This window comes from Ruegeria sp. BG3 (assembly GCF_056538485.1).
In genome coordinates, this window is the sequence record NZ_JBQFTE010000007.1 from 107,838 (window position 1) to 127,382 (window position 19,545).

18 protein-coding genes are annotated in these 19,545 nt (G+C 59.5%); 14 read left to right on the top strand and 4 right to left on the bottom strand.

Annotation, left to right across the window (positions count from 1 at the left end; genetic code table 11):
* Positions 1-43 precede the first annotated feature (43 nt).
* The 12 genes from ACR0AI_RS12430 to ACR0AI_RS12485 all read left to right on the top strand — a co-directional run bounded on the left by ACR0AI_RS12430 (position 44) and on the right by ACR0AI_RS12485 (position 12,828).
* The gene (locus ACR0AI_RS12430) at positions 44-292 is read left to right on the top strand and encodes a DUF2484 family protein (protein WP_480674508.1); all 249 of its coding nucleotides are present in this window, start codon (positions 44-46) and stop codon (positions 290-292) included.
* Complete coding sequence (locus tag ACR0AI_RS12435; protein WP_170554216.1) at positions 289-531, top strand: DUF2484 family protein; 243 nt, start codon at positions 289-291, stop codon at positions 529-531. Before ACR0AI_RS12430 ends, ACR0AI_RS12435 begins: the two co-directional genes overlap by 4 nt.
* 56 nt (positions 532-587) lie before the next feature.
* On the top strand, positions 588-1,514 hold the full coding sequence (gene murB / locus ACR0AI_RS12440; protein ID WP_480674506.1) for a UDP-N-acetylmuramate dehydrogenase: 927 nt from the start codon (positions 588-590) through the stop codon (positions 1,512-1,514).
* 108 nt (positions 1,515-1,622) lie between these two features.
* Entirely contained in the window at positions 1,623-2,540 is a 918-nt protein-coding gene (locus tag ACR0AI_RS12445) for a D-alanine--D-alanine ligase (protein WP_480674504.1), read from the top strand.
* A complete protein-coding gene (locus ACR0AI_RS12450) occupies positions 2,528-3,535 on the top strand; it encodes a cell division protein FtsQ/DivIB (protein WP_480674502.1) in 1,008 nt (335 codons plus the stop codon). The genes ACR0AI_RS12445 and ACR0AI_RS12450 overlap by 13 nt, the downstream gene beginning before the upstream one ends.
* 8 nt (positions 3,536-3,543) lie before the next feature.
* Positions 3,544-4,878 carry a cell division protein FtsA gene (ftsA, locus tag ACR0AI_RS12455; protein WP_170375007.1) on the top strand — a complete coding sequence of 445 codons (1,335 nt, stop codon included), beginning with the start codon at positions 3,544-3,546 and terminating at the stop codon, positions 4,876-4,878.
* Complete coding sequence (locus ACR0AI_RS12460) at positions 4,865-5,281, top strand: hypothetical protein (protein WP_480674500.1); 417 nt, start codon at positions 4,865-4,867, stop codon at positions 5,279-5,281. The genes ftsA and ACR0AI_RS12460 overlap by 14 nt, the downstream gene beginning before the upstream one ends.
* A gap of 349 nt (positions 5,282-5,630) precedes the next feature.
* Positions 5,631-7,232 carry a cell division protein FtsZ gene (ftsZ, locus tag ACR0AI_RS12465; protein WP_480674498.1) on the top strand — a complete coding sequence of 534 codons (1,602 nt, stop codon included), beginning with the start codon at positions 5,631-5,633 and terminating at the stop codon, positions 7,230-7,232.
* 213 nt (positions 7,233-7,445) lie between these two features.
* On the top strand, positions 7,446-8,366 hold the full coding sequence (lpxC, locus tag ACR0AI_RS12470) for a UDP-3-O-acyl-N-acetylglucosamine deacetylase (protein ID WP_480674496.1): 921 nt from the start codon (positions 7,446-7,448) through the stop codon (positions 8,364-8,366).
* Between the two features lie 126 nt (positions 8,367-8,492).
* Entirely contained in the window at positions 8,493-9,356 is an 864-nt protein-coding gene (locus tag ACR0AI_RS12475) for an outer membrane protein assembly factor BamD (protein ID WP_170468611.1), read from the top strand.
* A 36-nt stretch (positions 9,357-9,392) separates the two neighbouring features.
* Positions 9,393-11,042, top strand: a complete 1,650-nt coding sequence (gene recN / locus ACR0AI_RS12480) for a DNA repair protein RecN (protein WP_480674493.1) — start codon at positions 9,393-9,395, stop codon at positions 11,040-11,042.
* A gap of 100 nt (positions 11,043-11,142) precedes the next feature.
* Positions 11,143-12,828: a chloride channel protein gene (locus ACR0AI_RS12485; protein ID WP_480674491.1), complete on the top strand. Its 1,686-nt coding sequence runs from the start codon at positions 11,143-11,145 to the stop codon at positions 12,826-12,828.
* Here ACR0AI_RS12485 and ACR0AI_RS12490 read toward each other — a convergent pair.
* Complete coding sequence (locus ACR0AI_RS12490; protein WP_480674489.1) at positions 12,825-14,192, bottom strand: DUF3179 domain-containing protein; 1,368 nt, start codon at positions 14,190-14,192, stop codon at positions 12,825-12,827. The two genes, ACR0AI_RS12485 and ACR0AI_RS12490, sit on opposite strands and share 4 nt — an antisense overlap.
* A 159-nt stretch (positions 14,193-14,351) precedes the next feature.
* Here ACR0AI_RS12490 and ACR0AI_RS12495 point away from each other — a divergent pair, with 159 nt between their 5' ends.
* Together ACR0AI_RS12495 and ACR0AI_RS12500 are read left to right on the top strand one after the other, a co-directional pair.
* A complete protein-coding gene (locus ACR0AI_RS12495; protein ID WP_480674487.1) occupies positions 14,352-14,549 on the top strand; it encodes a hypothetical protein in 198 nt (65 codons plus the stop codon).
* 124 nt (positions 14,550-14,673) lie between these two features.
* Entirely contained in the window at positions 14,674-15,339 is a 666-nt protein-coding gene (locus tag ACR0AI_RS12500; protein WP_480674485.1) for an outer membrane protein, read from the top strand.
* A 26-nt stretch (positions 15,340-15,365) separates the two neighbouring features.
* Here ACR0AI_RS12500 and ACR0AI_RS12505 read toward each other — a convergent pair whose 3' ends face one another.
* The 3 genes from ACR0AI_RS12505 to cobT form a co-directional block, all read right to left on the bottom strand.
* Positions 15,366-15,707, bottom strand: a complete 342-nt coding sequence (locus tag ACR0AI_RS12505) for a DUF427 domain-containing protein (RefSeq protein ID WP_170375024.1) — start codon at positions 15,705-15,707, stop codon at positions 15,366-15,368.
* 60 nt (positions 15,708-15,767) lie between these two features.
* Positions 15,768-17,558 (bottom strand): aminopeptidase P family protein, encoded by a 1,791-nt coding sequence (locus ACR0AI_RS12510; RefSeq protein ID WP_480674482.1) that lies wholly within the window; start codon positions 17,556-17,558, stop codon positions 15,768-15,770.
* 83 nt (positions 17,559-17,641) lie between these two features.
* Positions 17,642-19,519: a cobaltochelatase subunit CobT gene (gene cobT / locus ACR0AI_RS12515; protein WP_170643028.1), complete on the bottom strand. Its 1,878-nt coding sequence runs from the start codon at positions 19,517-19,519 to the stop codon at positions 17,642-17,644.
* Positions 19,520-19,545 lie beyond the last annotated feature (26 nt).

The window sequence follows — 19,545 nt, forward strand, 5'->3', positions numbered from 1 at the left end:
AGGTGTGCGACCTATTGCCAAGACCACGTCCCAGGAGGGGACAATGGACTATTCGACCATGTTTGCCGCCCTTTGGGTGATTAGCGCCACCATCGTGGCTTTGCTGCCGATGCGACTGCAATTCCCTCCGGGGATTGTCCTGTTGACCTGCGCGCCTGGAATGATCATCTGGCTGGGTTATGACCATGGATGGGTCTGGTCGGTTCTGGCCTTGGGAGGTTTCGTCTCGATGTTTCGCAACCCGATCCGCTATTACTGGCGCAAATGGGTGCGCGGGGAGGTGATGGAATGACCCTCTCTCTTGCCCTCGCAGCCCTGTGGGGCCTTGTTGCGAACCTGCTGGCGATGATCCCCAGCAAGGACAACCACTGGACCCGCGCCTACATCTTGATCGCGGTCGGTATCCCTCTCCTTGGATATGTCACCTACGAGAACGGCCCATGGGTAGGGCTGATAGTCCTCGTGATGGGTATGTCGATCTTGCGCTGGCCGGTGATCTATCTGGGGCGGTGGCTGCGTCGGCGAATTTGACCGTTTTACGGCGGTTACATGTTGCCAACTCCCTCTGAATCCGCGAGTTAGCAGCTATGACTGTTCTTCCTGTGCCTCGTGGCAAACTGTCCGAAAACCGAAGTCTCAGCGACCTGACATGGTTGCGTGTAGGCGGTCCGGCTGACTTTTTGTTCCAACCTGCGGATGTTGAAGATCTGCAGGGCTTTTTGCGCGAGCTACCCGATGATGTCGTGATCTTTCCGATGGGAGTCGGCTCGAACCTCATTGTGCGCGATGGCGGTTTGCGCGCGGTGGTGATCCGGCTGGGCCGGGGCTTCAACGGGATTGAGATCGAGGGCACTACTGTCACCGCAGGTGCTGCGGCGTTGGATGCGCATGTGGCACGTAGAGCGGCGGATGCTGGTGTGGATCTGACCTTTTTGCGCACGATTCCGGGGTCAATCGGTGGGGCCGTGCGCATGAACGCAGGGTGTTATGGTAGCTACACGGCGGATGTTCTGAAAAAGGCCACTATCGTCACACGGCAGGGTGAGTTGATGGACCTTGGCCCCGAGGACCTGAACTTTCGCTACCGTCAATCCGACCTGCCTGATGGCGCGGTGCTGATCTCGGCAAGTTTCGAAGGCCCCGAAGGTGACCCCGACGCGCTTCATGCCCGAATGGCGGCGCAGTTGCAAAAGCGCGACGAGACCCAGCCCACCAAGGACCGCAGCGCCGGTTCGACCTTCCGCAATCCGGCCGGGTTCTCCTCGACGGGGAAGGCAGATGATGTGCATGACCTCAAGGCTTGGAAGGTCATCGACGATGCGGGCATGCGTGGGGCCACGAAAGGTGGCGCGCAGATGAGCCCCAAGCACTCGAATTTCCTGATCAACACCGGTGATGCCACCGCCGCAGACCTAGAAGGTCTGGGTGAAGAGGTGCGAAAAAAGGTTTACGAAACAAGCGGCATCACGCTAGAGTGGGAAATCATGCGGGTCGGTGATCCGCTGAAAGAATAAAGCCCCAACCGTCAGACCATAACAGGCAATTAACGGCGACGGATCAAAGGCATAAACGCAATACGGACCACCACATAAGGTCCGGGGACATTGAGGCGCATGTTGGGTATGTCGAGCAGGACAAACCCCAAAGTGGCGGTATTGATGGGTGGCCCCTCGGCGGAACGCGAGGTGTCTCTCAGCTCTGGGCGCGAATGCGCAGCCGCCCTTGTGGGAGAAGGCTTTGAAGTGGTTGAGCTGGACGCAGGTCCCGACCTCTGCGCGCGCCTTTTGGATATCAAGCCGGACGTGGTTTTCAACGCCCTGCATGGCCGCTGGGGTGAGGATGGCTGCGTGCAGGGTCTGTTGGAGTGGATGCGTATTCCCTACACCCATTCGGGTGTTTTGGCCTCGGCGCTTGCAATGGACAAGCAGCGCAGCAAAGAGGTCTATCAGGCCGAAGGACTGCCCATTGTTCCCAGCGTGATCGTGCCCAAGGTCGAGGTGGTCGAGGTCCATGTGATGGAGCCGCCTTACGTCGCCAAGCCCAACAATGAGGGATCGAGCGTCGGCATCTATATCGTACACGAGGGGTCGAATGGTCCTCCGCAATTGTCGGAGGATATGCCCGATCACATCATGGTCGAGAAATACGTGGCGGGTCGAGAACTGACTGTGACCGTTATGAGTGATCGCGCCCTGACCGTGACCGAGATCATGACGGATGGTGGTTGGTACGACTACGATGCCAAATACAAGCCCGGCGGCTCGTGGCATGTGCTGCCCGCTGACATCCCGCAGGATATCTTTGACCGCTGCATGGACTACGCTTTGAAAGCGCACAACGCCTTGGGCTGTCGTGGCGTGACCCGGACCGACTACCGGTGGGACGACACTATGGGCGCGGATGGTTTGTTCCTGCTGGAAACCAATACTCAGCCCGGGATGACGCCGACCTCGCTGGTGCCGGAACAGGCAGAACACTGCGGGATGAGTTTCGGACAGCTCTGCGCCTGGATGGTGGAGGACGCCTCATGCGACCGCTAAGAGCCTCCCGCGCGCCAGTGATCCATCGGGCCAAACCTCTGGCCGGGCCGGATGCTGATTTCGAATCCGCTGATACCGAATCCCATGAAACGCAGCCTGTTCTGCGTTTGGGCGGGGTGAAGCTGTTCAACCGCACCGCGCGTCGGTCTGATCCGGCACCGTCGCGCCTCAGCTACCGGTTCCAGCGTTGGATGTTGACGCCGGGCATCCGTATGGGCGTCAAGCTGGGTCTGCCGATCTGCGCTGTTGCGGCCGCCGTCGGGCTCTACTTTGCGTCCGAGGAGCGGCGCGAGGCGCTCAATACCTATATCGCCGACATACGCACCTCGATACAGGAGCGTCCTGAGTTCATGGTCAATCTGATGGCCATTGATGGCGCAGGTCCCGGCCTGTCTAATGACATTCGAGAGGTGGTGCCTCTGGATTTCCCGATCAGCTCCTGGGATCTGGATGTCGAGCAGATGCGCGACACGATTACCGGGCTTGATCCTGTGAAATCGGCCACTGTGCGCATTCGGCCCGGTGGCATCCTGCAGGTGGACGTCGTTGAGCGTCAGCCTGTCATCGTGTGGCGCACCCGAGAGTCTATCGAGCTTTTGGATGAGACCGGCGTTCATGTCGACCTGATCGCCTCGCGCAAGGATCACAGCGACCTGCCTTTGATCGCCGGCAAGGGCGCGGATGAACATGTCGCCGAAGCGCTTGAGATTTTCCGCACTTCGCGCAGCCTTGGCACCCGTGTTCGGGGCCTTGTACGTATTGGCGAACGGCGCTGGGATTTGGTGCTGGATCGCGGCCAGCGCATCATGCTGCCGACGGATCGCCCAGTGCGTGCGCTCGAACGGGTGCTGGCCGTGAACGAAGTACAGGACTTGTTGGAGCGTGACGTGGCTGTGGTGGATATGCGCCTCGGACAGCGGCCAACAATCAGAATGACCAAAGCCGCCAGCGAAGACTGGTGGAATACAAAAGTGACAGTGGGTAACGGGCAGTAACGACCATGATGACCGATCTTTATCAGTCCCAACGCGCCATGCGGCAAATGCGCAGACAAGCGATGCAGCGGGGCGTTATCGCCATTCTGGATGTGGGCAGCTCGAAAATCTCATGCCTCGTGCTGCGTTTTGATGGCACCGGGCGGCTGAGTGAGGATAACACCATCGGTTCAATGGCCGGACAGACCGGGTTCCGGGTTATTGGCGCGGCGACCACCCGCTCGCGCGGGGTGCAGTTTGGCGAAGTCACGGCCATGCAGGAAACCGAGCGCGCCATTCGCACCGCCCTGCAAGCCGCGCAGAAGATGGCCGATATTCGCGTTGATCACGTGATCGCCTGTTTCTCGGGTGCGAACCCGCGTTCCTACGGTTTGGATGCGCAGGTCGATCTGGAAGGCCAGCTTGTGACCGAGGCCGAGGTTGGCCGTGTTCTGAACGCCTGCGATGTCCCGGACTACGGGGCGGGGCGTGAGGTACTGCATGCCCAACCGGTGAATTTTGCCTTGGACAACCGCTCGGGCCTGATCGACCCGCGCGGGCAGATGGGGCAATCTCTGGCCGTCGACATGCATATGCTGACCGTAGACGCGATTGCGATCCAGAACATCGTCCGCTGCATCAAGCGTTGCGATCTGGAACTCGCAGGGATTGCGAACTCGGCCTATGTGTCAGGTATCTCGGCATTGGTTGAGGATGAGCAGGAGCTGGGTGCGGCCTGTATCGACATGGGTGGCGGCACCACCAGCGTGTCGATCTTCATGAAGAAACACATGATCTACGCCGATTGTGTGCGCATGGGCGGTGATCATGTCACACAGGACATCTCGATGGGTCTTGGCGTGCCGACCGCCGTGGCAGAGCGGATCAAGACCTTCAATGGCGGTGTCCATGCGACCGGAGCCGACGATCGCGATCTGATCGATATTGGCGGTGATACGGGCGATTGGGAACATGACCGCCGTACCGTCAGCCGGGCCGAGCTGATCGGGATCATGCGCCCTCGGGTCGAAGAGATTCTGGAAGAGGTTCGCGTCCGTCTGGATGCCGCCGGGTTCGAGCATATGCCCAGCCAGCAGATCGTGCTGACCGGTGGAGGGAGTCAGATCATGGGGCTCGACGGGCTCGCGACCCGTATCCTTGGTCAGCGTGTCCGTCTTGGCCGCCCACTGCGCGTTCACGGCCTGCCACAATCTGCGACGGGGCCGGGCTTTTCCTCGGCCGTTGGTCTCAGCCTGTTTGCGGCGCATCCACAGGACGAATGGTGGGATTTCGAAATCCCAGTCGACACCTATGCTGCACGCCCGTTCAAACGCGCCGTTCGGTGGTTCCGTGACAATTGGTAGAGCCCTGCGCTGCGCCTTGTGCGCGGCGCTTGCGCCCGGCCTCGCTTCGGCGCAGTCCGTCATCTCACCTGAGACGTTTCTGGATGCAGTGCTGGGCAAAACGGTGCAGTTCCACGAAATCCGCAGCGGTGAGCTGGTTGGAACCGAGCAATTCCTGAACCGCAAGACCTCGGTCTGGCGGGTCGAAGGTGGGGGATGCGTCTACGGTCAGATCACAACACCGAATGGGCAGATTTGTTTTCTCTACGACGATGATACAGACGGCTTTCCCGTCTGCTGGTGGCCATTCGAATATCAGGGCCGTTTGATGGTTCGGTTGGCAGAGCTCAGCAATGGTGAAATCCAGGAGGTGCGCAGCATGACCAATCACAGCCTGAATTGTCCAAGTGCCCCAATCAGTTGAAAAACACCTTGCAGAGGCCTGATTTATCCCTCAAGATATCCACAGGACCCGCGAGAGGTTTTGCGGCAGGACATTGAGCAGTTTTCCGCACTTGTTTTGATTTGAATCCGGGGCGTGACGCATAGGTCGTTCACTGCTCGGATGCTCTGTGTCTTGTAGTGATCCGCATTGTTTCCGCTATATTTGGCAAAGCCTGCGAAATGCCGCCGGTTGCTGCCTTATTTCGTCCATATTTTGTGGAATCGCGTGATTTTTGACGTGACCTTTACGCATCACATCGCTAGAATCGAAGATGGATAGGTAAAGAAAAACACCGCTTTGGCGGAACAAAAATACAGGCGGACAGAGCATGACATTGAATCTTTCGATGCCCGGGCACGACGAACTGAAGCCTCGGATTACAGTATTTGGCGTTGGCGGCGCGGGCGGTAACGCAGTCAACAATATGATCGAGAAACAGCTGGACGGCGTGGATTTCGTCGTCGCGAACACCGACGCGCAGGCGCTGCAGCAAAGCCAGTCCTCGGCGCGAGTGCAGCTGGGTGTGAAGGTCACCGAAGGTCTGGGGGCAGGGGCCCGTCCTACCGTTGGGGCCGCAGCCGCTGAAGAAAGTATCGAACAGATTGTCGACCATCTCGCGGGTGCGCACATGTGCTTCATCACTGCCGGTATGGGCGGTGGCACAGGGACTGGTGCTGCTCCGATCATCGCGCAGGCCGCGCGTGAGCTGGGCGTGCTCACGGTTGGTGTTGTCACCAAGCCCTTCCAGTTCGAAGGCGCCAAGCGCATGCGTCAGGCGGAAGACGGCGTTGAATCGCTGCAAAAGGTCGTAGACACGCTGATCATCATCCCCAACCAAAATCTGTTCCGTCTGGCCAACGAAAAGACCACCTTCACCGAGGCGTTCTCGATGGCGGACGACGTTCTGTATCAGGGCGTTAAAGGTGTGACCGATCTGATGGTCCGTCCGGGCCTGATAAACCTCGACTTCGCGGACGTGCGCGCCGTGATGGATGAGATGGGCAAAGCGATGATGGGCACGGGTGAGGCCACTGGCGAAGATCGCGCGATCCAGGCGGCCGAGAAGGCGATTGCCAACCCGCTGCTGGACGAAATCAGCCTCAAGGGCGCGAAGGGCGTGCTGATCAACATCACCGGTTCGCACGACCTGACGCTGTTCGAACTGGACGAAGCCGCGAACCGCATTCGCGAGGAAGTGGACCCCGAGGCGAACATTATCGTTGGCTCGACGCTGGATACCGCAATGGAAGGGGGTATGCGCGTTTCGGTCGTCGCAACCGGCATCGATGCCAGCGAGAAGACCTCGGAAGTTCCGGTCGCGCGCCGCTCGATGTCCGAGCCTCTGACGCGCACTGTTTCCGCTGAAGAGCCGGTCCAGGAAGAGGCACCCGTCGCAGCCGAGGCCGCGCCGGTTCAGACCGAAAACCGCGAACCGTCGCTGTTCGAAGCGGCTGAAGAGCCGGCCCCGAGCCAGTTCCAGCCGCAAGTTGAGCAGGATGATGATGGTCTTCCGCCCCCGGCCTACCAGCCGCGCGTGGCCGAGTTCGAGCCGCAGCCGGAACCGGTTGAAGAGACCCCCGAAACCTATACCGCGCCACATCAGCATTCTGCCGGCACCCCCTCGCCCGAGGCGCTGCAACGCCTTCAGGCCGCGGTTCAGAATGTCCCCTCAGCGGCGCAACGCCTGACGGCTACTCGGCCTCAGGAACCAGCCCCTCAGCCGCAGGCAGAACACGAAGAGCGCCCCCGCTTCGGGTTCAATCGTCTGATCGACCGGATGACCGGCCACGCGGCAGATACACCTGCGCAACCGCCGCGTCATCAGCCGCAAATGCGCCAAGCTGACGCTACGGCACCTGTGCAGGAAGAGGCTGATCCGGATCAGGATCGTATCGAAATTCCGGCCTTCCTGCGCCGTCAAGCCAACTGATCGCGGTAACAAAATCATCGTAAAGGGTCGCCAAAAGGCGGCCCTTTTTTCATGATTTACAGGATCTTAAATAGCCCTGAGCAGGGTTTTGCCGATCTGTCACATTCATGTTTCATTCAGTTGCAAAGAGTGAGTTGAGCCTGAGGGGCCTCTTCCTTAACTCAGTGTCCAACACAGCCCGTATAGGCTGGACACCACGCGCTGAGGCCCATTTTGCAACATACGCTCAAATCTCCGGTTACGTTTAAAGGCGTTGGACTGCATGGCGGTCAACCTGCAATGATGACTCTGAAACCGGCAGCCGCTGGTCACGGGATCTGGTTCAAACGGACGGATATAGAGCTGGGCAATTCGTTGATCCCTGCAGTCTACGACATGGTCGAGCGTACACCGCTTTGCACCCGTCTGGTGAATGACGCCGGTGTTTCCGTCTCGACCATTGAACACATCATGGCAGCGCTTGCCGGGTGCGGTGTACACAACGCGCTGATAGAAATTGACGGGCCGGAAGTCCCGATCATGGATGGATCCTCGATCGACTTTGTGCGTGGCATCATGTCGAAAGGCGTTCGCCGCCAGGCCAGCCCGGTTCTGGCCTACGAAGTGCTGAAGCCCGTGACCGCGTCTCGTGAAGGAGCCAGTGCCTCGATCAAGCCTGCGGACGGGCTGATCATCGACTTCCACATCGATTTCGAGGATGCGGCCATCGGGAGCCAAACGAAAACGCTGGATATGCGCAACGGGTCCTTCGTGCGCGAACTCAGCGATAGCCGCACCTTCTGCCGCCGGATCGACGTCGAGACCATGCGTGAGAACGGCTTGGCTTTGGGCGGGACGCTGGAAAACGCTGTGGTCGTTCAAGGCACCGAGATTCTTACACCGGGCGGTTTCCGCCACGCGGATGAAGCTGTGCGCCATAAGATGCTCGACGCGCTGGGTGATCTCTATCTGGCTGGTGGTCCGATTCTGGGTCACTTCACCGGCGACAAGTCGGGCCATTCCATGACCAACACGCTGTTGCGTTCATTGTTCGAAACGCCCGGCGCGGTTCGTCCGATCCTGTGCACCCCCGAGCAGGCCGCCCGTCTGCCCGGTCAGGGCCTTATTGCCGCCGAAATCCCTGCTGTAGCCTGATCTGATCAACTCTGACGACATTTCCGCCAGTAAGTGGATAATGCGTTTTGCACCGGAATTTTCTGTGCTAGACCAAGGCTCGATCCGGTTTGGATCCTGTAAGTAAGACGACTAAGGATGAGCGGTATGGTTGGCAACAAAGCGGCAGTCAGATTCGCAAGTGCGATTCTTCTGGCAGCAGTTTTGAGCGCCTGCGGCAACGGGGGAGGCCTGTTCGGTAGCAAAGGCGCGGATCGGGATCAGAACCTTGAAGGGTTCACACCGGAACAAATCTATACGCGCGGTGAATATGAGCTGTCGCAGAATCGCTCGGACGACGCGGCGTGGTATTTCTCGGAAGTTGAGCGTCTGTATCCCTATTCCGATTGGGCCAAACGCGCGCTGATCATGCAGGCGTTTTCCTTCCATGCCGACAAGAATTACGAAGAAAGCCGTGCCGCGGCTCAGCGCTATATCGATTTTTACCCAACGGACGAAGATGCGGCTTATGCGCAGTATCTTCTGGCGCTCAGCTACTATGACCAGATCGACGAAGTCGGCCGCGATCAGGGCCTGACCTTTCAGGCCCTACAAGCGCTACGCACCGTGATCGAGGTTTATCCGGACAGCGAATACACCACCTCGGCCGTGTTAAAATTCGATCTGGCCTTTGACCATCTAGCGGGCAAAGAAATGGAGATCGGACGCTATTATCTGCGTCAGGATCACTACGTCGCGGCCATCAACCGGTTCCGCGTCGTCGTTGAGGATTTTCAGACCACCTCTCACACCGCCGAGGCGCTCTATCGCCTGATCGAGGCGTACCTGTCGCTCGGTCTGTTTGACGAGGCGCAGACGGCGGGTGCAATCTTGGGCTACAACTACCAGTCCTCGGAATGGTATGACGACGGGTACAAGCTGCTGACCTCGCGTGGGTTGGATCTGAAGAGCCGTGGCAACAACTGGCTCAGCACGATCTATCGCCAGACGATCAAAGGTGAGTGGTTGTAATCGCCATGTCATCTGGCTTGGGACGTTAAAGACCCGATGCTGCGCGCCCTCGATATTCGCGACATGCTGATCATTGACCGGCTGGAATTGAGTTTTCAGCCGGGATTGAACGCGTTGACCGGTGAAACCGGCGCGGGCAAGTCGATCCTTCTGGACTCGCTGGGTTTCGTTCTTGGTTGGCGCGGACGGGCTGACCTGGTTCGCCAAGGCGCTGCGCAGGGCGAGGTTGTGGCCGAGTTCGAATTGCCCGAGGGCCACCCCGCTCATGCTGTTCTGTCTGAGGCCGGTTTGCCGGGAGGTGAAGAACTGATCCTGCGCCGGGTCAACACGGCAGAGGGCCGAAAAACCGCTTGGGTCAATGATCGCCGCTGTTCAGGTGAGGTCCTCCGCGCTCTGTCCGAAACGCTGATCGAATTGCATGGGCAGCATGATGACCGAGGATTGCTGAACCCTCGCGGGCACCGGGTGCTGCTGGACGACTACGCTCAGGTTTCGGACCTGTTGGCCAAGGTCCGTCGGGCGTGGTCCGAGATGTCTCGCAGCCGCAAAGCCCTGGCCGAGACCGAAGCCGCTTTGGCCGCCATGCGCGCAGAGGAGGAATTCCTGCGCCATTCCGTTGCTGAGTTGGACAAGCTCGATCCGCAACCCGGAGAAGACGCTGATCTCGATGCCCGCCGCCGCATGATGCAAGGGGCGGAGCGTATCCGCGACGATGTTGCTCGTGCATTTGACCTACTGGGTGGCGACGGGGCCGAAGGCGCGATGTCGGATGCGATACGCTGGCTCGAGGGTGTGTCGGACTCTGCAGGCGGACAATTGGAGGAACCGATCGCAGCGCTTGGCCGGGCCATGATCGAATTGGGCGAGGCGCAGGATGGTGTGAATGCCTGCCTTCAGGCGCTGGACTTCAACCCCGCCGAACTGGAAGCCGCCGAGGAGCGTTTGTTCGCCATCCGAGCACTGGCCCGTAAACATGATGTGGCCCCGGATGATTTGGGCACGTTTGCTGATACGCTGCGTGATCGTCTGGGCAAGCTTGATGCGGGCGATGCCGATCTGGCCGACCAACGTGCCGCGGTCGAGGCGGCCCAGGCGACCTACGATGCGGCTGCGGCAGATCTTAGCGCTGCGCGTCAAGCGGCGGCTGGACAATTGGATCAGGCCGTCATGGCCGAGCTTGCGCCGCTTAAAATGGAACGTGCGGTGTTTCGGACAGAGCTTACCGAGTCCGATCCCGGACCCGAGGGCACCGACGCGGTGGCCTTTACGGTTGCCACCAATCCAGGCGCACCATCGGGACCGCTGAACAAAATCGCCTCAGGCGGGGAACTCAGCCGCTTTCTGCTGGCGTTGAAAGTTTGCCTGTCCGGCGATGACAGCGCCAGGACCATGATTTTTGATGAAATCGACCGGGGTGTGGGAGGTGCGACGGCCGATGCGGTGGGCCGCAGGCTGGCGTCTCTGGCGCAGGGCGGGCAAGTTCTGGTCGTCACGCATTCCCCTCAGGTCGCGGCGCGCGCGGCCCATCACTGGCGTGTGCAGAAGCAGGTCACCGATGGCCAAGCGCTTTCAACCGTTGTGCCGCTGGCCGAAATAGATCGCGTGGACGAAATTGCCCGCATGGTCTCGGGCGATACGATCACAGAGGAAGCGCGGGCGGCTGCTCGCGCTTTGTTGGAGGCTTAGTGCGTCTTTGGCGCAATCCGCCGGCCTGACCGTCGCTATCTTACTTTTCTCAGACCCCGCCGTGGCTTACTAAGGGTTAAGTTATGATCCCCGAGAGCCAATGACCCAATCAACCCGCACCGTTCTGCGCAACCAGCTCAATCAGGCTCTTGCCGCGATCAAGGATGCGTTGCGGGTGATGCGTCGCCGAGGGCCGAGCCAAATCCAGTTCTGGTTTATCGCTCTGGCGATTGGGATTGCGGCAGGGTTCATGGCGCTTGGGTTCCGCAAAGCGATCCGAGGCTTGCAGGCCTATATTTACGATACCGAGGATATCCTGCTGCTGCACAGCCACGCTGAGAAGCTGCCTTGGTTCATCGTGCTGATCATTCCAATCATCGGCGGGGTGATCGTGGGGCTGATCCTCACGCGCTTTACTGATGATGGCCGAGTACGCTCGGTCGCGGATGTGATCGAAGGGGCGGCGGTCAGCGATGGACGGGTCGAGACCAAGGCAGGCGTCGCTTCGTTGTTCGCCTCTTTGATTACACTCAGCACAGGCGGCTCCACGGGTCGGGAAGGGCCTGTGGTGCATATGGCCGGGGTCATCTCGACCTGGGTCAGCGACCGCATCCATGCCGACGGAATCACCGGGCGCGACCTGTTGGGCTGCGCTGTAGCGGCTGCGGTTTCGGCCAGCTTTAATGCCCCCATTGCAGGAGCACTATTCGCGCTTGAGGTCGTTTTACGCCATTTCGCGGTCCACGCCTTTGCACCCATCGTCATTGCCTCGGTCGCGGGGACGGTGATCAACCGGCTGGAATATGGCGACGTTACCGAGTTCACGTTGGATACGCCCGGCTCGCTGCAATTCTACGTCGAACTGCCTGCCTTCCTAATCCTCGGGCTGATCTGCGGGTTGGTGTCCTTGCTTCTGATGCGCTCGATCTTTTTTGCCGAGGATTTTGGCAATCATGTTCAAGCCCGACTGTCACTGCCCGGATGGCTGCGCCCGGCGGTTTCGGGCGCGATGCTGGGCCTTTTGGCGATCTGGTTCCCGCATATCATCGGCGTTGGGTATGAAACGACGATCCGCGCTCTGACCGGTGATCTGGTGCTGACTACGGCAATCCTGTTTGCGATCCTCAAGACAGTGGCGGTTGCAATTACCATGGGCGGGCGCATGGGCGGAGGCGTGTTTTCGCCTTCTCTGATGATCGGAGCGCTGACCGGGCTGGCCTTTGGGCTGATCGCCACCGGATTGCTTCCGGATGTATCGGGAACCCATACCCTTTACGCTTTTGCCGGAATGGGGGCCGTGGCTGCAGCGGTTCTGGGCGCGCCGATCTCGACCACTTTGATCGTGTTCGAGCTGACCGGAGACTGGCAGATCGGTCTGGCGGTGATGGTATCAGTGTCTATGTCCACCGCCTTGGCCTCACGCCTTGTGGACCGGTCGTTCTTCCTTACCCAGCTGGAACGTCGCAATGTGCATCTGGCGGCGGGACCACAGGCCTATCTGTTGGCCATGTTGCGTGCCGGAGCGGTGATGCGACCCATTGGCGATGTGCGCTCGATCACCAAGGAGGAAGCGCGGGCGCTGATAGAAAAAGGCCTCTGCGTCAAAGCAAGCGCGACGCTCGAGGCGGCAATGCCCTATTTTGACCGCGAGGATATTCCCTGTATCCCGGTGATCGTCATGGACGAAAACGGGACAGAGACGCCGGTTGGCGCGCTCTATCACATCGACGTTTTAAAGGCGTATAACCGGGCGCTGGCGGCGACAGCGGCCGAGGAACACTCCTAGCCGTTATACACGCTCGCCGCGTCGCCCAGATAATTGTCCCACGCGAACCAAAAAGAGATATGCCCGGCCACGCGCGGCAATTGCGTGCCATCCGGCCCGATCAGCATCTCTTCGGACAAGGTCCATTTACGACCGCTCTCATCGACCAGACCTCCGCCTGATGCCTTGAACCGGTGGCCCGCACGCTCATAGGCACGTACTGTCCGGCGGTCCGGATTGCCGATCAAAACCAAGGGTCGATCCGCAATAGCATCGTTGATCACGCGGGTCTTGTTGAAAGCGTCCAGCGGCCAGGCCCGCGCGGCGCCGAACTGGCGGATGGTGAAGATGTAGTCTTTCTGGCGATGCTCGGACTGATCCACCAAAGCTGGGAACATCAACTCGGGTGAGGCGAAATACTCGCGATACACCACGCCCGAGCCATAGTTGCGACGATGCCCGGTGCTGAGCGACAAGACGCGCGTGTCAGGGTGAGAGGTTTTCCAGCTGTCCCAGGTCGTGATCACCACGGGGCGCTGCTTCAGTTCGATCCCGCTATCCACCAGGGGCCCCACCACCGGTTTGCCGGTATACTGGTTCCACAGCGAGTGCGTCTCGCGGTCGAACATCAGCTTGTTCGAGCGATACAGGAACCCCGAGGAACCGAAGACAAACGGTTTCCGCTGACCCGGCACCTGCGTCTCAAACAAGATGCCGGACCCGCAGAGGGTGCAATAGGCCAGCGCCACCGGCACGCCGCCGATCACCTCGTTGAACATCTCGTGCCAACCCATGATCCTAAGCGGGTAAGCGCGCACGTCACCGTTGATCGAGACCCCAAAGACCAGATCATCATCTTTCAGATAGTCGGCGTCGGAGGCCGAGATCAGCTTCGGATTGTCCAGCGAAGGGATGCCATCCTTGCGCACGCCGCCCCAGGTGATCTCCTCCAGCCGGATCTTCATCCGCTCGCGCTGCAGGTATTCGGGACGCAGGAACAGGTCGAAATTGTCGTCGATCCGCAGCAAGACCTCGCGTTTGAACGGGATCAAAGAAGGGTGTGGGACGATCTGAGGGTTCTGCTCTTGCCAGAGCATCCAGTCGAACCAGTCGGTGCCAAGTTGCTCGCCGGTCAGAGTCTCCATCACCTCGACGATGTCGTCCCGCCGCCGGTCAGTGAAACGCATGGCGGTCAAGAGGGCAGGGACCACATCCGGGTTTCCGCGCTGAGCCAGAAAGGCCATCTTGGCTTCGAAATCCGTACGACCGCCGCGCAACGTGCTGTGCAGCGCGTCCAGCACAGGGTCTTCCTGCGCCCAGCTTGTGGCAGGCGCCAGCGCGCTGGCTCCGACCATTCCAACAAATTGGCGACGAGAAACAGGCATGGCACCCTCCGATCCTTTTTCGCGCTTAGTATGAGGGCAAATGCACCGCCTTGCATGAAACAGCTGCGTGATTGGCGCGTGATCACCCGCGATCGTTGATTTGAGGGGTTAGGTCTGAAAAACAGAGAGGGTATTTTCAGAGCAGATTTCCCATGACCAATGCGATGCTGGGTGGTCAGCCGCATCCCGCGCGCTCTGGCCGGCGGCGGGTTTTGTGTCTTGCCTGCCTTTGCGCATTGCCTTGCCTTCACCGCTTTGCCCATTTTCTATGTGTTGGGGTCGGACTTCCTGGCTATGCGCTCGATTTTGATCGCGACCTCTTTACTGGCGGGGACAGCGGCTGAGGAACACTCATGAGGTTTTGGTGGCGGCCGGGCCACTATGGGCTTCTCTTTGAATTGAACACGTTGTTTGAAAGTGCGGTGTCTCCTAGCCTAATTGACGAACTTCTCATGAAAGTCACTCTGATTGAGGTTTGGACATGTCTTACGAACGATTTTCTTGGCTGACAGCGGCGGTTGCGATCTCGATGATTGGTGCTGTCCCAGCTCGCGCGCAGGAGGCGCCCTATGTCACCGGCTTTCTCGGTATTACCGATATGGGCGACTATGATTTTGATTTCTTCCAAACGATTCCTTCAGTCGTGGTCGGTCAAGGCACCATCACAACCGACACTGGAATCTCCTACGGTCTTGCCGTCGGAATGAGGGTCGCGCCAAATCTGCGGGCCGAATTCGAACTTTCACACGCCTCGAATGACACAAAGGAAATCGGCCGCCCGTTTACCCAGTACGACGGAAGCTTTGATGCGACATTCGGGATGGTAAACCTCTGGTATGACATCCCGGTCCAAGGCAGGTTCAAGCCCTATGTTGGCGGCGGGCTTGGGTTTGCGCGGGTTTCCCACGACGGTCAGTCCGGTGCTGGCGTCACATTGGTCGATGACAGTGACACCGCTATTGCAGGGCAATTGGGGTTTGGTGGCCGCTTCCAAGTAGGGGAACGCGGAAACATCGACATCGGGTACCGTTACAAGACGACCGGCGATCTTGATTTCACCACGACCCAAGTGTTCATCCCGACAGATCTCACGGATGGCCGCTACTCGTCGCACTCGCTCATTCTTGGGTACAGCTACAGTTTCTGACAGACGTAACTAAGTAATTCCGGCCCTCAAATCTGTTCGACCTTGATCGAGTCCACCGGGTAGAAAGCCAGATAGTCTTTGAGGCCAGCCGTCTCCTTGCCGGGGGCCTCAAAGCTCCAGGCCGCGTTTTCGGTGACCGAGGACTTGTTCACGATCGAGAAATGCGTGGCATCGCCTTTGTGTGGGCAGTGAATCACCTTGTCTGTACGGTCCAGGAAGGCCATCGCGATGTCAGAACGGGGAAAGTAGATCACGGGTTCCAGATCACCTTCGCGCAGCTCTAGCGCGTTCGAGCTTTCGCCCAGAATGGCCCCACCAGAGCGGACGCTCCATTTGCCGGGTGCTTCGGTGATCGTGATTTCAACCATGTCTTTTCCCTCGTTCTTGTCAGGGCCTCTCCTTTGCCCATTTTATGTGACAGTCTGATGTCAAACTGGCGCAGTTGCGGCATCCAACCACAGTTGAGCGTCCTCGCCCAGCCTTGGCCTGATTTTTTCCGCAACGTCGCGGTGATAACTGTTCAGCCAATCCCGTTCCTGCGCGGTCAGCATGTCGACCAGGATCAGGCGGCGGTCTATGGGCACATAGGTCAACGTGCGCCACTGCAACATGGCCCGTTCCGCATCGCCGTCGGGCAGCGACGGTGCTTCCTCTACGACAATCAGGTTTTCGATCCGGATGCCAAACGCGCCCTCGCGGTAATAGCCGGGTTCGTTCGACAGGATCATACCGGGCTCAAAGGGTACGTGGCTGACGCGCGACAGGCGTTGCGGGCCTTCATGCACGCTCAGATACGCGCCGACACCGTGACCGACGCCGTGGTTGAAGTCCTGCCCCGCCTGCCACAGAGGCGCGCGCGCCACGCATTCGATATCGCGCCCGGCCAGTCCAATTGGCCAGCGCAACATCGACATGGCGATCATGCCTTTCAACACGCGGGTAAAGCAGACCTTTTCGGTCTCTCCGACCTCACCTATTGCGATGGTGCGCGTGATGTCGGTGGTGCCGTCCAGATACTGCCCGCCGCTGTCCAGCACCAACAAATGACCTTCCTGCAAGGTGCTGTCGGTCTCTTCCGTCACGCGGTAATGCATGATCGCCCCGTTGGCGCCGGTTCCGGCGATCGTGTCGAATGAGATATCCTGTAGCGCATTGTCCCGCCGACGGGCTTCTTCCAGCCGGGTCACGACCTGCGTTTCGCTGATCTGCCCCGGCGTTTGCTGATCCAGCCAGAACAGCGTTTCGACGACGGCAACGGCGTCGCGCAGGTGGGCCTCGGCGCTGCCTGCAATCTCGGCCGGGTTTTTGCGAGCCTTGGGCAGGGCGCAAGGGTCGCCTCCATCAACCATCCGGTCCCCAAGCGCATCCGCTACAATTTGAGGCACTGTGCCCGGATCGACCTGAACCTTACCTTCTAGGGCAGCAACGGCGTCCAGAAATCCATCAGGCTGGTGAACCGAAACCTGAGGGCTCAGATGTTCTCCCAGTTCGCCTAGTTTTGCTGCAGCCATGAACAGATCAACACGACCGTCCGCATGTAGAATGGCAAAGCCATGGGCGACCGGGTTGTAAGCAATGTCCGAGCCGCGAATGTTCAACACCCACATGATCGAGTCGGGCAAAGTGATCACCGCCGCACTCCGCCCGCCGTCACGCAGGCTTTCAGCCAGTCGGGTGATTTTGCTCTCAGCGGTTTCCCCTGCAAACTCAATCGGATGTACCTTGACAGGGTTCATCGGTGGGGCGGGCTGATCCTGCCATATCCGGTCCACTAGATTGGCACAGCGCACCAACTCGATCCCGCTTCCCTCAAGGTCCGTCTGCGCGGCTTTGATCTGACCAGCGGCATGTAGCCATGGATCAAATCCGACCGATCCCCCGTTCGGCAACTGCTGTTTCAACCAACTGCTCAGGCTCACATCGGGCCAGGGCACCGGAGTGTAGTCCTCCGCCACCTGCGCCTTGACCTGCGTCCGATAGCGCCCGTCTATGAACACCCCGGCCACGTCCCGCAGGGCGGCGCAAAACCCGGCCGAGCCAGTGAACCCGGTCAGCCAGGCCAGTCGTTCGTCCCGAGGGGCCACATACTCACCCTGATGCGCATCCGCACGCGGCACCAGAAACCCGTCCAAACCTTCGCGCTCTAGTTCCTGCCGCAAAGCAGCCAATCGCGGAGGTCCCTGTTCGGGCCGCGCTGTCACCTCAAAAGACTGAAACATACCTGCCTCCCTCAAGCCAAAGTGTGGTTCCAAGCCACCTCTTCATCTTTTTGAAAATATACCCGGCGGAGGCAAGGCCAGCCTCAGCTGGCCCTTTTCATCCCCATTACCCGGGCCCGCGCGCGCGGGTCGCTGTCGAACAATGCCGCCAACTGTTCGGTCATGGCACCAGCCAGCTGTTCTACATCAGTTATGGTCACCGCGCGATCATAGTACCGGGTCACGTCATGCCCGATCCCAATGGCCAACAATTCCACCATCTTGCGCTTTTCGACCATGGCGATCACGTCGCGTAGGTGTTTCTCCAGATAGTTCGCCGGGTTCACACTCAGCGTGGAATCATCGACCGGAGCGCCATCGGAAATCACCATCAGGATCTTACGCGCCTCGCGCCGCGCCAACATCCGGCGATGGGCCCATTCCAGCGCCTCGCCGTCGATGTTTTCCTTCAGCAGGCCTTCTTTCATCATCAGACCAAGATTGGGCCGCGCCCGCCGCCATGGGGCGTCGGCACCTTTGTAGATGATGTGACGCAGATCGTTCAGGCGTCCCGGCTGCTGCGGGCGGCCTGCATTCAACCAAGCCTCACGGGCCTGACCGCCTTTCCATGCGCGGGTCGTAAAGCCCAGAATTTCGACCTTCACGTTGCAACGTTCCAGCGTCCGGGCCAGAACATCCGCGCAGATGGCCGCAATTGAAATCGGACGCCCGCGCATCGATCCCGAGTTGTCCAGAAGCAGGGTCACTACGGTATCGCGGAACTCGGTGTCCTTTTCGACCTTGAAGCTCAGCGGCGTAGTCGGGTTGGCAACCACGCGCGCCAGACGACCGGCATCGAGGATACCTTCCTCGCGATCGAACTCCCACGACCGGTTCTGTTGCGCCTGCAAGCGACGCTGCAACTTGTTGGCCAAGCGGCTAACCGCACCTTTCAACGGCTCAAGCTGTTGATCCAGATAGGCACGCAACCGTTCCAGTTCAGCAGGCTCTGCCAAATCCTCGGCAGCGATTTCCTCGTCATGGGTGTTCAGGTAGACCTTGTACTCTGGATCAGCCTCGGACGCAGGCGGAGGGGCAGGCGGCTCCAGCGGAGCCTCTCCCTCGGGCATCTCCGCCTCATCGCCCATCTCATCCTCGGCCATCTCGTCCATTGAGACTTGGGCCTGAGATTGATCCTGCTGTTCTTCCTGCGACTGCTCGGGCGTAGCGTCAGGATCCTGTTCCTCCTGATCATCTTGCCCGGTGCTGTCGGGATCGGGCTGCTCTTCGGCGTTTTCCTCGGCCTGATCTTCCTGTTCTTCGTCCAGCTCATCAGGATCATCGCCCAGCTGGTCGCCATAGCCTAGATCTTTGATCACCTGACGGGTGAACTTGGCAAACTCTGCCTGATCCGAGAGGATTTCGTCGAGCTTCTCAAGCGTGCCGCCAGCCTGCTCCTCAATGTATCCACGCCAGAGGTTCATGACATTGTTGGCCGCCGGCGGCAGGTCACGCCCGGTGGCCAGATGCCGGATTAGATAGCCCGCAGCAACGGACAAAGGTGCATCGGCGGGCTGCTTGCACTGGTCATAACCGCGCCGTAAGGCTTCATGGCTGATCTTGACATCAATGTTGGAAGCCGTACCGGGCATATCCCGCGCGCCCATCGCCTCGCACCGAGCGGTTTCCATCGCTTCATAGAGGTCCCGCGCCATATCTCCGGGCGGGGCATAGCGCATATGGGTCGCGTCATCGTGATAGCGGCGCTGCAAGGCCAAGGCATCGGCGGTTCCGCGCGCCAGCAAAACCTCTTCGCGCGTCATCCGTCGCGACACCTGAGGCAACCGCATAGCCTCACCCGAAAGGCCCGAGGGATCGACGGTATAGCTTACGGAAAGCTCCGGATCGTCGGCCATGACCTTTGTAGCCTCGGCCAGAGCTTTCTTGAACGGATCAGCAGGGTTGTCGTTCTTTTGTGCCATGTCCCCAAGCCTTTCACATTGCCGTC